This is a genomic window from Mycobacterium asiaticum DSM 44297, assembly GCF_000613245.1.
In the GTDB taxonomy this organism is placed as follows: domain Bacteria; phylum Actinomycetota; class Actinomycetes; order Mycobacteriales; family Mycobacteriaceae; genus Mycobacterium; species Mycobacterium asiaticum.
Map to the genome: position 1 here is coordinate 77,239 of NZ_HG964937.1, position 15,827 is coordinate 93,065.

Below are 15,827 nucleotides of genomic sequence, written 5' to 3' on the forward strand. Positions count from 1 at the left end.
GACAAATTGTTATGAAATTTGCGTTTGGAAATCGCGCGCGCGGGCAACCCCGGCGATACGCTCGGCCAGGGGGCACCTGATCGGGCACAGGGGTAGCCAGCATTCATTGGTGCGGTTAGGGGTCCGAAATGTCGTTTGTCTTTGTCGAGCCGCAAATAATGGCGGCATTCGCGACGAATCTGTCCAACATCGGTTCGGCGCTCACCGCCGCCAATGCGACAGCCGCCGCGTCAACCACTGGCGTGCTTGCTGCGGCCGCCGACGAGGTCTCGGAGGGAATAGCCGCGCTGTTCTCCGAGAACGCGGTGGGCTATCAGCAGATCAGCGCCCAGGTGGCGGCTTCGTATGAGCGGTTCGTGCAGGCGGTGACATCGGGTGCGAACGCCTATGCGACAGCCGAACTCGGCACCGCGCAAGCCCTGGTGAATGGGCTGGCCGCGCCAACCCTGTCGCTCGAGGGTTTCGCGGAGGCGTATGCCGGCTTCACCGCGAACTTGGTCAATGCCGAGTTGTCGTTCAACCAGGCGTTGGTCGGCGGTGAAGTGGCGTTGCGGCAGGCCCTTTTCGGAAGCGGCAACGCGCTGTCGGCCGCGGTGGATTCCGGCCTGAACGTCGCCAACTCGTTCGTGGGTGCGGGTCAGACAGCCCTCAATACTCTTCTTGGAGCACAGGTTCCGGCCAACTTCGGCACCAGCCTTGTGGTCGACAGCTCGCTGGACGCGAACCTCGGACTGGGCGGCCTGGCCGGTTCCTTCAACGCGGCGTTCAACGGCCTTGGCGCCCAACTCAACGCGGCCTTGTCGGGCAACCTGAGTGCCGCGCTGCCCGACCTCAACGTTCTTGTGCAGGCCGGTAATGCGTTGGGGGCCAACATCAATGCGGGCCTGAACAGTCTCGTGCAGACCGGCGGCGCGCTGGCGAACAACTTCATCTCCAACATCAACGCGCTCACCCAGACCGGCGGGTCGTTGTCCGCTATCTTCGGTGGCGACCTGTCCAGCCTGGGGGCGCAGATCAACGCCGCGCTGAATGCCGCCCTGTCCGGGAACCTCAACCTCGGGCTGCCCGACCTGCCCGCACTGGGTGCCACGCTGGTGGCTGACTTCAACTCCGCCCTGGCTGGATTCGGGTTCAACCTCCCGGCCCTCAGCGCCAGCCTGAACACGGCGCTGAACGGATTGCTTGCGGGTGACCTCGACCTCGGTCTGGTGCTGCCGCCGCTGCCCACCTTCGAGTCGGTGACCGCGAATCTCACCGCCGGATTCAACACTCTGGCAAGCAGCTTCAACCTGAACCTGCCCGCGCTGGCGGCCAACATCAACGGTGCTCTCGGACCCCTCGGTGCCCAGATCAACGCGGCCCTCTCGGGTGCCTTGAGCGGCAATACGGCCGGCCTCAGCGCGCTGGTCAACAACCTCGCAGCACTTCCGACGACCGGGGTAGCGGGCCTCGAGCAAATCCAGAGCGGAATCCTGGCCAATCTGGTCATACACGAACTAGCGTTCAACGCCAACCTCGTCGCCAACGAGCAGGCGCTGGTGTCGGCATTGCTCGGACCCGGCGCCGTGCTTGGTCCGGTGGGGTATGTATTCAACGCCGGCAACCTCTTCCTGGGTACTGGCGAGCAGCTGCTCAACGCCGTTGTCGGTGCGCCGGGGGTGGACTTGACCGGCAGCCTGCTGTTCAATCCGGCGCTGACGCTGGGCGGCGGCTTCACGCCGGTCGGCGGGTTGACCGGTGTTGTGCAGCAACTGTTGTCGCTCAACGCGGCCCTGGGTGGCGTGCCCGGTCTGGACGCGGCCTTGATGACCCAACTCGGCCTGACTCCAGCCGCCCTGGAGGCTCTGGCCAATGCCCAGTTGGCGTTCAATGCCAACCTGGTTGCCAACGAGCAGGCACTGCAACTGGCCATCTTCGGTACTGGCGGCGCCCTCAACGGTGCGGTGAACAACGCCTTCAACGGCCTGAACCTGGCCTTTGTCGGTCTGCCCCAGACGGTCATCAACGCCCTGATCGGCGTTCCCGCCACGGACGTGACCGGCAGTCTGCTGGTCAGCGCCACGGGGGACGTGTTCGGCGGCGTCACGGCCGGTGGGTTGTTGGGTGCCCTGGAACAGAAATTCCTGTTCGACGGCGCGGTGCTGAGCAACCTCTTCACGCCAATTCAGGTGGTTCTGAACGGCGATCTGCCAGGGGTGCTCGCCAACATCAACGCCGTCCTGACCGGGCAGGTCACGGTCGACGCCAACGCCAACGTCACACCCTAGGCATAACTCACCACCAGCAGTTCGCGATCGGCCCGTCACCTCGGGGAGGTGGCGGGCCGATAGCGTTGCGCCGAGCTGCGAAGCGGACGCCTGGTGGGCGGTTGGACCGTAGTTTGACCGCCGCGAACTTGCTGTTGGGTACCGGTCAGCAGGGGGCGCTCTCGATCAGATTTTGATGGCTGGCGCCGACTTCGTCGGCTTGATCACGGACCGTGCACAGCTTGATTCGATGTTGTCTTCGCCGATGGTCTCGGCGGTATTACCGTCTCGACGACGAGCGCCAATTCACGCCGGGTCGGCGGCGTCCCGGTCAGCATGAAGTGCTGATTAATCAACGCCGGCCCGATCCGGGAGGTCAGTGGCGTCAGCGACTCGGCGTCGATATCCCCTTCCCGCACAGCACTATTGAGGATCGACTCGATGATCTTCAACCGAGGGCAAACTACGGCGTCGGCGAAGATCGCTCGCAACTCAGGCTCGTGCAACAGCTGACCGATGATCTCCAGGCCGGGGAAATCGGTCTTGCCCGCCAGCACATCACGGTGAGCGGTGAACACCGAAAGCAGGTTCTCCCGCGCCGACCGGCCGGCGCGCGGCTCAGGCAGTGGCGGCACGGTGTGGGTCATGGCAGCCTGGACGAGATCGTGCTTGCTGGCCCAACGCCGGTAAAGGGCGGCCTTGCCGGTGCGGGCCCGCGCCGCGATGCCTTCCATCGTCAGACCGCCGTACCCGACCGAGGTCAACTCGGCCAAAGTCGCCGCGTAGAGTGCACGTTCAAGTACTTCCCCGCGCCGGCGTCTGCGGCTGGCTGTCGTTTGGGTCGCCTGCGCCATGAGTCGATAGTAGCCGCAAGCGTTCCTATTATTCACTGAAGTTGGTTTTTGCTGTCGGTGGGACGGTGGCGGGTAGGGTTCGTCCATGCCTGAGACACCGCGGCTGTTGTTCGTGCACGCACATCCCGACGACGAAAGCCTGGCCAACGGCGCCACCATCGCCCATTACACCGCACGTGGCGCGCAGGTCCAGGTCATCACGTGCACCCTCGGCGAAGAGGGCGAAGTCATCGGCGAACGATGGGCTCAACTCGCCGTCGACCACGCGGATCAGTTGGGGGGTTACCGGATCGGCGAGCTCAGTCGGGCATTGCATGCGCTGGGTGTCCGGGATCCCATCTATCTGGGCGGCGCGGGACGATGGCGGGATTCCGGTATGGCCGGCACCGAGCCGCGTAACCGGCGCCGGTTCGTCGACGCCGACCAGCGGGAGGCGGTCGGAGCGCTGGTGGCGCTGATCCGCGACCTGCGTCCGCATGTCGTGGTCACCTACGACCCCGATGGCGGCTACGGCCATCCCGACCACATCCACACCCACGTCGTCACCACCGCCGCCGTGGCCGCCGCGGCAGGCGACGATTACCCGGGCGAGCCGTGGTCGGTACCGAAGTTCTACTGGACTGTGTTGTCGCGGGATGCCCTGGCTGCCGGTATACAGGGTCTGGTTCCCGAGGATCTGCGGCCGGAGTGGGTGCTGCCGCCCGCGGAAATGATCCCATTCACCTACCCGAACGAGCGGATCAGTGCCGTCATCGAAGCTGATGCCGATGCGCATGCCGCCAAGGTTGCCGCACTCGCCGCGCATGCCACGCAACTCGTCGTCGGTGCCACCGGACGCGCCGCCGCCCTGTCCAACAACCTGGCGCTGCCGATTCTGGCCGAGGAGCATTACATTCTCGTCGCCGGCGAACCGGGGCCCCGCGATGCGCGAGGCTGGGAGACGGATCTGTTGGCCGGTCTGGGCATCGCTGGTGGGGACACGTAAACTGCCAAACAGGCAGCCACGGAAGGAATTCGCATGGACCCGGACTTGGACCCTAACCTGCAGCACTGGCAAGACCGCCTCGACAGTCTGCAGTGGGTGATCGGTTCGATCGCGTCCCAGATCGACAGCGTCCCAACCTGACAGACACCACGTCACGCGCGGCCCCTATCGAGGAGACCGGCGCGACGGATCCTGCTATCCGATTTGTCGTTTTAACGCTGTTGGCCGTCGACGGGGTTCTGTCGGCTCTGGCCGCAGCGCTGCTGCTGCCCTCATATATCGGCTCGGTTCCCTTTCCCGTGAGCGCATTGTTCAGCGGCCTGCTGAACGCCGCGCTGGTGTGGGCCGCGAGCCGCTGGACCACCTCTACCAGACTGGCCGCGTTGCCATTGTGGACGTGGTTGCTGACGGTCGCCGTGCTGAGCCTTGGCGGGCCCGGCGGCGACGTGGTCCTCGGCGGCCAGGGAGTAATGGCTTACGCCGCGCTGCTGTTGATCGTGCTGGGCGTCGCGCCACCGGTGTGGGTGCTGTTCCGCCTTAGACGTCCCAGCTGAGCCGGAGGATTACTAGAACGGCCACGGCGGCAGCGGCGGCAGCGGCGGCAAGATGGAGCCGAAGATCCAGTAGAACTCGTCGTAAAAGAATTGCCAGGTTTCATCCCAGGCGACATTCAAGAAATTGTTCAGCCCCTGGCCGAAGCTGATCGACCCTCCCAGCCAGTCGAGGATGTTGAACAGACCGCTCTGCACCATGGGTTCAATCCAGTGGTAGAAGAACTGAATCTGGGGTGCCACTATCCAGCCGATCCAAGGTATCCAACCCGCCGCCCATGAGGCCACGTCGAATCCGTACGCCACCCACGGCTCGATGGCGTTGTAAAGAGCTTTGATTCCGTCGCCGAACGCCGATGCCGCCGGCAATGCCGCTGCTGTGGCGCCAGTGATGCCAGCCGGCTGCAGCAGCGCGCTCGCAGCCGTCAGAGCACTAAACCCGCCGGTGGGCGGCGGCGCGGGCATACTAGCGCGGGCTTGACTTAGGGCCGTCGCGATGGATCCGCGGATGCCACTGAAGCCACCCGTGCCACCGAAGATGCCCGTGCCACCAAAGATGCCTTGCAGCTGGCTTATGGCGTTGGACACGACACCGGCACCCGGCACTGCACCACCACCGATCAGCGGCTGACCAAGCAGTTTCTGGACGGGTGCGTCCACGGCGCTCACCAGGTTCCGCGCCGCGCTCGCCTCGGTTGCCGCATACGCGTTGGCGGTCGCGCTCAGGGCCCCCACAAACTTTTCGTGGAAGGCCGCCATTTGCGCACTGAGCTGCTGGTAACCCTTGGCGTGGCTAGAAAACAGCGCCGCGACCTGGGCTGAAACCTCGTCGCCTGCGGCCGCCAGGACCGCGGTGGTAGGGACGGCCGCCGACGCATTGGCCGAGGTGATATCGGAGCCGATGCCGGCGATGCTGGAAGCCGCCGTCGCCAGCGCTTCGGGCGCCGCATGGATGAACGACATTCCAATCACCTTTTCGCTGGCGTGCGACTACGAAACGAATCGATCGTATCGCGATCGAGTCCAGATTTTGCCGGAGTCGGCGGAATGGCTCTGCGGATTTGCCGACGCTGGTCAGTCGTGTGCCAACCATGGCCTGCCGCTACCCTTGCGCGTATGGCAGCCGGGATGCCCAGGTTTTCACTTGGTGGGACGTGCGGATGAAAATCGAGCGCGGGGAAGTTACACCAACGTGCCGGTGACACCCGAGCCGACGGCTCTGCCCAATCCCGTCATGCCTGCTGCGGCCCCGAGTGGGTCGGCATTGCGACGCGTGTTGCGCCGGGCCCGCGACGGCGTAGCGCTGAATATTGATGAGGCCGCTATCGCAATGACCGCGCGCGGCGACGACCTGGCCGATCTGTGTGCGAGCGCGGCGCGGGTACGTGATGCGGGCCTCGAGTCTGCGGGGCGACGCGGGCCGGAAGGCCGATTGCCGATCAGCTACTCGCGCAAGGTCTTCCTGCCGATCACCCACTTGTGCCGGGACAATTGCCACTACTGCACGTTCGTCACCGTTCCGGGGCGGTTGCGGGCCCAGGGAATGGGCATGTACATGGAACCCGACGAGATTCTCGACGTGGCGCGTCGTGGAGCCGAGTTGGGTTGCAAGGAAGCGTTGTTCACTCTGGGTGACCGGCCGGAGGACCGCTGGCCGGAAGCGCGCCAGTGGCTGGGTGAACGGGGTTATGACTCCACGCTGTCCTACGTGCGGGCCATGGCGATCCGGGTGCTGGAGGAGACCGGCCTGCTGCCGCACCTGAACCCCGGCGTAATGACCTGGTCGGAGATGTCGCGGCTGAAGCCGGTGGCGCCCTCGATGGGCATGATGCTCGAGACGACGTCGCGACGGCTCTTCGAGACCAAGGGGCTGGCACACTACGGCAGTCCCGACAAGGATCCGGCGGTGCGACTGCGTGCGCTGACCGACGCCGGCCGCTTGTCCATCCCGTTCACCACCGGGCTGCTGGTGGGCATCGGCGAGACATTGGCGGAGCGGGCCGACACGTTGCATGCTATTCGCAAGTCGCACAAGGAGTTCGGGCACATCCAGGAAGTGATCGTGCAGAACTTTCGGGCCAAGGAACACACCGCAATGGCGGCCGTACCCGACGCGGGCATCGAGGACTACCTGGCCACCGTGGCGGTTGCCCGGCTGGTGCTCGGGCCCGGCATGCGCATCCAGGCGCCGCCGAACCTGGTGTCCCGCGACGAATGCCTGGCCTTGGTGGCCGCCGGCGTGGACGACTGGGGTGGCGTCTCGCCCTTGACACCCGATCACGTCAACCCCGAGCGGCCCTGGCCCGCGCTTGACGACCTGGCCGCCGTCACCGCCGAGGCCGGTTATGACCTGGTGCAGCGGCTCACCGCGCAGCCGAAGTACGTACAGGCGGGCGCGGCGTGGATCGATCCGCGGGTGCGCGGACACGTTGTCGCGCTGGCCGATCCGGCCACCGGGTTCGCCCGCGACGTCAACCCGGTGGGTGCGCCCTGGCAGGAGCCGGACGAGGTGGCCTCCAGCGGCCGGGTCGACCTGAACGCCGCGATCGACACCGAGGGCCGCAACAGCGAAGCCCGCAGCGACCTCGACAGTGCGTTCGGCGACTGGGAATCGATCCGGTCGCGGGTGCACGAGCTGGCCGCCCAAGGCGCCAAAGCGCCAGAACGCCTAGACACCGACGTGCTCGCCGCGCTGCGCTCGGCCGAGCGCGATCCCGGCGGCTGCTCCGACGAGCAGTACCTGGCGCTGGCCACCGCCGACGGTCCTGCGCTGGACGCTGTTGCGGCGCTAGCGGATTCGTTGCGCCGCGAGGTGGTCGGCGACGAAGTGACGTTTGTGGTGAACCGCAACATCAACTTCACCAACATCTGCTACACCGGCTGCCGGTTCTGTGCCTTCGCCCAACGCAAAGGGGACGCCGACGCGTATTCATTGTCGGCGCAGGAGGTGGCCGACCGCGCGTGGGAGGCCCACGTCGCCGGCGCCACCGAAATCTGCATGCAGGGCGGTATCGATCCGGAGTTGCCGGTCACCGGCTACGCCGATCTGGTGCGGGCCGTCAAGGCGCGGGTGCCGTCCATGCACGTGCATGCCTTCTCGCCGATGGAGATCGCCAACGGCGTGACCAAGAGCGGCCTGAGCATTCGGGAGTGGCTCACCGGGTTGCGGGAAGCCGGGTTGGACACGATTCCCGGCACGGCCGCTGAGATCCTCGACGACGAGGTCCGGTGGGTGCTCACCAAGGGCAAGCTACCGACGTCGCTGTGGGTGGAAATCGTGACCACCGCGCACGAGGTGGGGCTGCGGTCGTCGTCGACGATGATGTATGGACACGTGGACAGCCCGAAGCACTGGGTGGGTCACCTGAACGTGTTGCGGGGCATCCAGGATCGCACCGGCGGGTTCACCGAGTTCGTGCCGCTGCCGTTCGTCCATCAGAATTCACCGCTATATCTGGCCGGCGCGGCCCGGCCGGGGCCCACCCACCGGGACAATCGGGCGGTGCACGCGCTGGCGCGGATCATGCTGCACGGCCGCATCTCGCATATCCAGACGAGCTGGGTGAAGCTTGGCGTGGAGCGCACGCAGGTGATGCTCAACGGCGGCGCCAACGATTTGGGCGGCACGCTGATGGAAGAGACCATCTCGCGGATGGCAGGTTCGGAGCACGGATCGGCGAAGTCGGTAGCGGAATTGACAGCTATCGCCGAGGGCATCGGCCGGCCCGCGCGTCAGCGCACCACGACGTACGCCTCGCTAGCCGCCTGAGCCCGCCAAAAAACCGCGAGCGCAACGCCAGCGTCACTCCGAGTGGAGGTCAGCCGCGGCGTTACGCTCGCGGGTCGAACTCAGTAGCTGCTACAAACTCCGGCGACGGACTCCACCACGCCGACGTACTGCGACGCACCCGGCATGGCCTGCAGCTGCGCGGCCATCTGCGCGCGCTGCGGCGGCGGCGAAGCCAGGAACCGCTGCAGGTAGCTCTGCGCGATCGGCGACGAGTTCAACTGCGCCGCGGCTCCCGGGTTCGTCGCGTTGAGCGCGGCGATCACCTGCGGGTAGCTGCACGTCGTGTTCACAGCGACGTCCATTGGATCGGCCGAGGCGATTCCAGTCCCCAGGCCCAGCGACACTGCCAGACCCCCAGTAACCACGGCCATCTTGGTAAGCGACAACCTCATTTTCGGACACCTTCCCCAAAATATTGCACCGTCAGACACAACGGCGACGACATCTGCCCAGCGGTTGCCGTCTGCGTAAAGGCTACCAGGCACCGCGGACTTGCTCTTCACGACTTTGTTATCGCCGGACCCGGCGCAGACGTAACTCTGTGCAGGTCAGGCGCTTGTTTCGCAAAATTTCGCGGTGGGCGAAATCGAGGCCGAGAGGCCTTAAGAAGCGCCTCGACGCCTGCGCAAAGCGCACGGGCATTAGGTTGGGACCGACTTGACATCTCGCCGGGCGTGCCAATTGCCGGGCTTGTATATGCAACGTCTAGTATCAGTAACCGAATGCTTACCCGGGAGCCCCTCGGGTAACTACTAGCAGCCCACCCTTGAGCCGTACATGGAGGAGACGTCCGTGACGTACGTGATTTCCCAGCCTTGTGTCGACATCAAAGACAAGGCGTGCATCGAAGAGTGCCCGGTCGACTGCATCTACGAGGGTGCCCGGATGCTGTTCATCCACCCCGACGAATGCGTCGACTGCGGAGCCTGTGAACCGGTCTGTCCCGTCGAGGCGATCTACTACGAAGACGACGTGCCCGACCAGTGGAGCGAGTACACCCAGATCAACGCCGACTTCTTTGTCGAGCTGGGATCGCCGGGTGGTGCCGCCAAGGTCGGCCTCACCGAGAACGACCCGCAGGTGGTCAAGGATCTGCCCCCGCAGGGCGAGGACTGACCGCGCCGATGCCACGCCGGCAGACCGTGTCGGCGTCCCTGCCGGAGTTCCCCTGGGACACCCTGGCCGAGGCGAAGGCCGCCGCCGCCGCTCACCCCGACGGCATCGTCGACCTGTCGGTCGGCACCCCGGTGGACCCCGTCGCGCCGCTGATCCAGGACGCACTGGCGTCGGCCAGTGCCGAGCCGGGCTATCCGGCTACCGCCGGGACCGCGCAGCTGCGTGAGTCGGCGGTCGCGGCCCTGGCGCGCCGGTTCGGCGTCACCGGGGTGGCCGAGTCGGCGGTGTTGCCTGTCATCGGCACCAAGGAATTGATCGCGTGGTTGCCGACCCTGCTCGGGCTGGGCCCCGCGGATGTGGTGGTGGTGCCCGAACTGGCGTACCCGACCTACGACGTGGGCGCGCGACTGGCGCGAGCCCAAGTGGTGCGCGCGGATTCGCTCACCCAGCTCGGCCCCCAGACCCCAGCGCTGGTGTTCCTGAACTCGCCGAGCAATCCGACCGGCCGGGTCCTGGGTGTCGACCACCTGCGCAAGGTCGTCGGGTGGGCCCGTGAGCGCGGCGTGCTGGTGGCCTCCGACGAGTGCTATCTGGGACTGGCCTGGGAAGCTGAACCGCTGTCGGTGCTGCACCCGTCGGTCTGCGACGGCGACCACCGCGGACTGCTGGCGGTGCATTCGCTGTCCAAGAGTTCGTCGCTGGCCGGATACCGGGCCGGATTCGTCACCGGCGATGCGAGCCTGGTCGCCGAGTTGCTTGCGGTGCGTAAACACGCCGGGATGATCGTGCCTACGCCGGTGCAGGCCGCCATGGTGGCCGCGCTGGACGACGACGACCACGAGAAGCTGCAGCGGGAGCGCTATGCGCAGCGGCGTGCGGTGCTGCTCCCGGCACTGCGGTCGGCGGGGTTCACCGTCGACCATTCCGAAGCCGGTCTTTATCTGTGGGCCAGTCGGGACGAGGGATGCCACGAGACGGTCGCCTGGCTGGCCGAGCGCGGCATCCTGGTGGCGCCGGGCGATTTCTACGGGCCCGGCGGTGCCCGGCACGTGCGGGTCGCGCTGACCGCCACCGACGAGCGCATCGCCGCCGCGGTTGGGCGCCTCGCCCACCTTTCTTAGGATTCATCGGTGACGCGAGCGGCGAGCGATTCGACCGGCAAGCTGCGAATCCCGCTGACGATGGGCGACGTCCTCAAGCGGGTGTTTCTGGGCAAGCCGCTGATCACCGAGGAACTGGCCGACGAGCGACTGTCCAACCGCGTCGCCCTGGGAGCGCTGTCGCCGGACGCGATCTCGTCTACGGCCTATGGCCCCGAGCAGATCCTCATCGAGCTGCTGCCCCAGGCGGGGTTGGCGGCGTTCGCGTTGCTGCTGCCCATCACCGGCGTCATCCTGCTGATCCTGGTGTTGGTGGCGGCGTCGTACCGGCAGGTGGTGATGGCCTACACCCGGGCCGGTGGCTCTTACATCGTGGCGCGGGACAACTTTGGGCCGAAGATCGCGCAGGTGGCCGCGGCGGCGCTGCTGATCGACTATGTGGTGACGGTGGCAGTGCAGGCCGCGGCGGGCACGGTCGCCGTGGTGTCGGCATTGCCGGCGCTGGGCCCGTTCAGCCTGGAGATCACCATCGGTGTGGTGATCTTCATCTGCTACCTGAACCTGCGCGGACTGAAGGAAGCGGGAAAGCCGTTCGCGGCGGCGACCTACCTGTTCATCATCATGGTGTCGGCCACCATCGTGACGGGCGTTGTGCGCCACCTGTTTTGGAGTCTGCCGATATACGATCCGCATCAGCTGCCCGGAACCGTCGCGGTGCATCAGGGCAACGGCCTGGTGATGGGCGCGACCATTCTGGTGTTGCTGCGCGCGTTCGCCAACGGAGGTTCGTCGTTGACGGGCGTCGAGGCGATTTCCAACACCGTCGAGGTATTCCGAAAGCCGCAGGGCCGCAACGCGCGCCGGGTGCTCACCGCGATGGCGTGCATCCTGGGGTTCCTGCTGGCCGGCGTGGCCTACCTCGCATACGCCACGCACGCCACGCCGTACCTGACCGAATACCCGTCGGTTCTGTCCCAGATCGCCCGGGCGGTGTTCGGCACCGGCGTGGTCGGGCACGTGTGCTTCATCCTGGTGCAGGCGTCCACCGCCGCCATTCTGTTCACCGGGGCCAACACCAGCTTCAATGGGTTCCCGGCGCTGGCCAGTTTCGTTGCCGAGGACCGGTTCCTGCCGCGCCAGCTGATGAAACGCGGTCACCGACTGGTGTTCTCCAACGGCATCATCGCCCTCACGGCGCTATCGGTGTTGCTGTTGCTGACTACCGGGGGGTCGGTGAACGCGCTGGTGCCGTTCTACGCGATCGGCGTGTTCACCGGCTTCTCGATGGCCGGGTACGGAATGACCAAACATCATCTGACGCACCGGGAACCGGGTTGGCGGCACCGGCTGGCGATCAACCTGTCCGCGGGCATCATGTCGACGATCGTGGTAGGCATCTTCGCGGTCGCGAAGTTCACCGAGGGGGCATGGCTCGTCGTCGTTGTCTTCCCGCTGCTGGTGTTCGCTCTGATCCGGCTGAATCGCGAATACCGCGCCGAGGCAGCCATTCTCGAGATGTTCCGCACCGACCGGCCGGAGCTGGTGAAGTACGCGCGGCACCGGGTGTTCATCTTCGTGAACTCGGTCGACCTGGCGGTGATCGAGGCGCTGCGATACGGGAAGGGATTACGGGCCGACGAGTTGATCGCCGTGCATTTCATGGTCGACGCGGTGCACGCCGCGCAGTTACGAAAGCGTTGGGACGATTTCGAATTGGACACCCGGCTGCGGGTGATCGATTGTCCGGATCGACGCGTCACCCGCGCCGCACAGATCCTGGTGGCGCGGACCAGCAAGGAGAACCCTGACACCAACGTGACCGTGCTGCTGCCGCGTCGCACCTATGCGCCGCTGCTGGGACGCCTGCTGCACGACCGGACCGCGGACAAGATCGCCCGCGCGGTGAGCCTGATCCCCGACGCTGCCGCCACGATCGTGCCGTACGACGTGCAGTCCCGAATCAAGGACGCGTACCCGCAACGGCTCGAGCAGCGGATCGGCCGTGAACTCGACAGGGTCGAGGCGTGGGTTTCCCAAGCCGAGGATCGCAATGTCGAGGCATACGAGCATCCCGAGCGTCGGTCCTCGGTGATCACGGTGGCAAGCCTGATCCCCGGTCAGCGCGCCACCATCGAAGGGCGGGTCAACGAGGTCGAGGACATCGCCAAGCGGCGGGGCACGTTCCGCTGGATCGTGGTCGGCGACGACAGCGGCGAAGTGCGCATCAGGTTCCGGCCGGACCGTGGTGGCGCGGACATTCAGCCCGGCCAGCTGCTGCGGGTGACCGGCAAGGCGCGGCAGAGCGGCGACCGGCCAATGTGGATGGTCGACCCTGCATACACCGTGGTCGAGGAGCCCGCGGAGACCCGGGACGCCGGTGGTTCAGGGGCGGCCGGGGAAATCGGCTGAGCCGGCCGGTTAGATTCGTTGGGTAGTCGCGCGAGGAGGCAGCTTTGAAACGATTGGCCGCGGTCGGGGCCGCGTTGCTGGCGGTGTTGGGGTCGGTGTTCACGTTGAACGGGTACCGGCCGCTGAGCAAGAAGGGGTATGGCGCGGGCCATGCCTTCGCCTTCGGCCTGTTCGCCTCCGAACTCCCGTTGCAGTCCGCGGCAGCTCATGCGACCGCACTGGCGACGGTGTCGCGTTGGGTCCCCGTCCGGTTGCTCGGTTTCAGCTGGTTTGTGTCGGGGCTGTCCTGGTTGGGCTTGTTCGGTCTGCACCGCCTCGGTCAGCGGTCCGACGAAACGCTGACCGCGGCACTGGACGAAGGGCTGGGTGCCGAGCGTCGCCGTGAGGCGGGTGATCTATGGAAGCGGCCGGCACCGAACGGCGCGACCGCGAAGAAGCCCGGCCCGGCCCGCATGCTGCGGATCTGGCGCGACTACGCGCACGACACCGACATCAGCTACGGAGAGTTCGGCGCCCGGAACCAGCTCGACATCTGGCGGCGACCTGACCTCGACCGCGGGGGTAAAGCGCCGGTGCTGCTGCAGGTCCACGGTGGCGCCTGGATGGTGGGAAACAAACGGGGACAAGCGCATCCGTTGATGAGCCATCTCGCCGAGCTGGGCTGGGTATGTGTGTCGGTCAACTATCGGCTGAGCCCGCGCTCGACGTGGCCCGACCAGATCGCCGACGTCAAGCGCGCGATCGCGTGGACGAAGGAGCACATCGCCGAATACGGCGGGGATCCGGACTGGATTGCGATCACCGGCGGCTCGGCCGGCGGGCATCTGTCGTCGCTGGCCGCCGTCACGCCGAACTACCCGCTGTTCCAGCCCGGCTTCGAGGAACTGGACACCCGCGTGCAGGCGGCAGTGCCGTTCTACGGGTTCTACGACTTCACCCGCGACGACGCGGTGCATCCGATGATGCCGGCGATGATGGGCAAGCGGGTATTCAAGCTGAGCCGCAATGAGATCGCCGAACCGTTTCGCCTGGCGTCGTCGATCACCCATGTCTCCGAGGACGCGCCGCCATTCTTCGTCCTGCACGGGGTCAACGACTCGCTGATCCCGGTCGAGCAGGCGCGCAGTTTCGTGGCACGGTTGCGCGAGGTCAGCAGGCAGCCGGTGGTCTACGCCGAATTGCCTTACGCGCAACACGCTTTCGATATTTTCGGGTCGGTGCGGGCGTCGCACGCCGCGGTTGCGGTCGAGCAGTTTCTGGCCGAGGTATACGCGTCTACACGTGCGGGCAGCCTCAGCCACCAGGCGGGTTAACTGCGGCCGGGCCTCGAAATCAGCGGTGCGAATGCGTATGGAGCCAATTAAATGCGCTGTCCGCGAGACCCTCATGCCAGACTCGCGAACCGAACCACACCGCGAATTTGACGGCCAGATATCGCAGTCAGGTTCGGCTCGCCGTCAGAGACACCTGACTATTGGTACCATTCGTCACATCCGTTAGCCCCGCCCGAACATCGGCCACCGTAGAACATCATTCAAGGTCGAAGGAGACGAAGCCATGCCCGCTGTGGCCGATATGGCCATGGGGATAGCTCCCATCGCCGGGGGGTTGGCTGTCGGCATCGCCGCCGGGTACCTGAAGGGGCCGGATGTTCGCAAAGGCATCAAGCAGGATTTAGAGCTTTTGGACGCTTTACCTTCGGAGGAAGAGGAGCTGCGTGCCGAGCTCCGGCAGAGCATCAATAGCCGGATCAAAGACCTTGTCGCTGCCGCCAATCGATACCAGCCCCTGCGAAGAGCGGCCGGCTCGTATCGCGCCGGCCTGCGTGACGTTTTGTTGCTTATCTGCGCGATTCTCTTTACCGGGGTCTGGTGGAGCGTCGACCATCACAAGAGCAGCTGGGTACCGATGTTTGTTGTCCTCATTCTGATTTCGTTGTGGGCGGCGACTTATGCCTTGAGCGGCCTCCGCGAAATCGTACGGAGTCTTCGAAAAAGGCAGGACCCGACGGGTCGCCGGTAGCGAACGACGTCGGCCGACAGGGGTCCGTAGCGGGTGGCGTCGGCGGCCAGCAGAGCCTGGACGCGGGGCAGTCGGTGGCGTAGGGCGCAGGCCAGATACATCAATGCGGAGGCTTTGGCGTGGCTGATGTGGTGGGCGGCGGCGACCTGGGCGGCCGAACTTACAAAGCGGACTTGTAGCCCTACAAAGACACACGCGCTACTGCGGCGCCCTAAAAAGATCAACCATCAATGCCATGAACATTTCAACAGTCACCGACGAACCGACAGCCGGCACGGCCCGCGAGAAATTCAACGAACTCAAGGCGCGCGCCGGGCAGCGCCTGGTCACCGGGCCACAGCGAATGCTGATCCCCGACGCCGACCTCGACGAATTCTGGGCTGCGTTGGAGCCGGCCACCATCGACTTCATGATCGGAGAATGGCAAGGCGGCGAGTTCGACACCGGCCACCGTGAGAACGGGACTTTGGCACAGATCAACTGGTTCGGCAAGACCTTCAATTCCGCTACCGACGCGCAGCCGCTGGTCTGCTTGGACGCCGACGGCAAGAAGTACTCCAACACCGTAAACGGTGAAGCCAGCCTATGGATGGAGGAATTCCGCGGCGAGGTAACGGCGACGATGATTTTCGACCAGCAGCCCGTTCACGACCACTTCAAGAAAATCGACGACCGCGCCGTGATGGGAATCATGAACGGCAAGAACGCCCTCGACAATGGTCGCCATGCCTACTTCTATCTGGAACGGGTCTAA

The 15,827-nt window shown here is 65.7% G+C and carries 13 protein-coding genes; 10 read left to right on the forward strand and 3 right to left on the reverse strand.

What is annotated here, in order from left to right; genetic code table 11:
* The first annotated feature begins 128 nt into the window (after nucleotides 1–128).
* On the forward strand, nucleotides 129–2,267 hold the full coding sequence (locus tag BN972_RS10930; RefSeq protein ID WP_051545360.1) for a PE family protein: 2,139 nt from the start codon (nucleotides 129–131) through the stop codon (nucleotides 2,265–2,267).
* 203 nt (nucleotides 2,268–2,470) lie between these two features.
* On the opposite strand, the gene BN972_RS10935 is transcribed toward BN972_RS10930, so the two are convergent.
* Entirely contained in the window at nucleotides 2,471–3,100 is a 630-nt protein-coding gene (locus BN972_RS10935; RefSeq protein ID WP_036357500.1) for a TetR/AcrR family transcriptional regulator, read from the reverse strand.
* A gap of 85 nt (nucleotides 3,101–3,185) precedes the next feature.
* Between BN972_RS10935 and mshB the strand changes: the two genes are divergently transcribed.
* Complete coding sequence (gene mshB, locus BN972_RS10940; protein ID WP_036357503.1) at nucleotides 3,186–4,085, forward strand: N-acetyl-1-D-myo-inositol-2-amino-2-deoxy-alpha-D-glucopyranoside deacetylase; 900 nt, start codon at nucleotides 3,186–3,188, stop codon at nucleotides 4,083–4,085.
* Between the two features lie 92 nt (nucleotides 4,086–4,177).
* Nucleotides 4,178–4,639 carry a hypothetical protein gene (locus BN972_RS10945; protein ID WP_036357504.1) on the forward strand — a complete coding sequence of 154 codons (462 nt, stop codon included), beginning with the start codon at nucleotides 4,178–4,180 and terminating at the stop codon, nucleotides 4,637–4,639.
* A gap of 12 nt (nucleotides 4,640–4,651) precedes the next feature.
* Here BN972_RS10945 and BN972_RS30995 read toward each other — a convergent pair whose 3' ends face one another.
* Entirely contained in the window at nucleotides 4,652–5,599 is a 948-nt protein-coding gene (locus BN972_RS30995; protein WP_036357508.1) for a PE family protein, read from the reverse strand.
* A 271-nt stretch (nucleotides 5,600–5,870) separates the two neighbouring features.
* Here BN972_RS30995 and BN972_RS10955 point away from each other — a divergent pair, with 271 nt between their 5' ends.
* Nucleotides 5,871–8,405, forward strand: a complete 2,535-nt coding sequence (locus BN972_RS10955; RefSeq protein WP_099051119.1) for a bifunctional FO biosynthesis protein CofGH — start codon at nucleotides 5,871–5,873, stop codon at nucleotides 8,403–8,405.
* Between the two features lie 80 nt (nucleotides 8,406–8,485).
* On the opposite strand, the gene BN972_RS10960 is transcribed toward BN972_RS10955, so the two are convergent.
* On the reverse strand, nucleotides 8,486–8,818 hold the full coding sequence (locus BN972_RS10960) for a hemophore-related protein (RefSeq protein ID WP_036357510.1): 333 nt from the start codon (nucleotides 8,816–8,818) through the stop codon (nucleotides 8,486–8,488).
* A gap of 400 nt (nucleotides 8,819–9,218) precedes the next feature.
* Here BN972_RS10960 and fdxA point away from each other — a divergent pair, with 400 nt between their 5' ends.
* From fdxA to BN972_RS10990, 6 genes are all read left to right on the forward strand, one after another.
* On the forward strand, nucleotides 9,219–9,542 hold the full coding sequence (gene fdxA, locus BN972_RS10965) for a ferredoxin (RefSeq protein WP_036360621.1): 324 nt from the start codon (nucleotides 9,219–9,221) through the stop codon (nucleotides 9,540–9,542).
* A 26-nt stretch (nucleotides 9,543–9,568) separates the two neighbouring features.
* Nucleotides 9,569–10,663: a succinyldiaminopimelate transaminase gene (dapC, locus tag BN972_RS10970; RefSeq protein ID WP_099051120.1), complete on the forward strand. Its 1,095-nt coding sequence runs from the start codon at nucleotides 9,569–9,571 to the stop codon at nucleotides 10,661–10,663.
* A 60-nt stretch (nucleotides 10,664–10,723) separates the two neighbouring features.
* Nucleotides 10,724–13,051 (forward strand): APC family permease, encoded by a 2,328-nt coding sequence (locus BN972_RS10975; RefSeq protein ID WP_051545618.1) that lies wholly within the window; start codon nucleotides 10,724–10,726, stop codon nucleotides 13,049–13,051.
* Between the two features lie 44 nt (nucleotides 13,052–13,095).
* Nucleotides 13,096–14,364 (forward strand): alpha/beta hydrolase, encoded by a 1,269-nt coding sequence (locus BN972_RS10980; protein ID WP_036357521.1) that lies wholly within the window; start codon nucleotides 13,096–13,098, stop codon nucleotides 14,362–14,364.
* A gap of 244 nt (nucleotides 14,365–14,608) precedes the next feature.
* Nucleotides 14,609–15,073: a hypothetical protein gene (locus BN972_RS10985; protein WP_036357524.1), complete on the forward strand. Its 465-nt coding sequence runs from the start codon at nucleotides 14,609–14,611 to the stop codon at nucleotides 15,071–15,073.
* 235 nt (nucleotides 15,074–15,308) lie between these two features.
* Nucleotides 15,309–15,827, forward strand: a complete 519-nt coding sequence (locus BN972_RS10990) for a DUF4334 domain-containing protein (protein ID WP_051545362.1) — start codon at nucleotides 15,309–15,311, stop codon at nucleotides 15,825–15,827.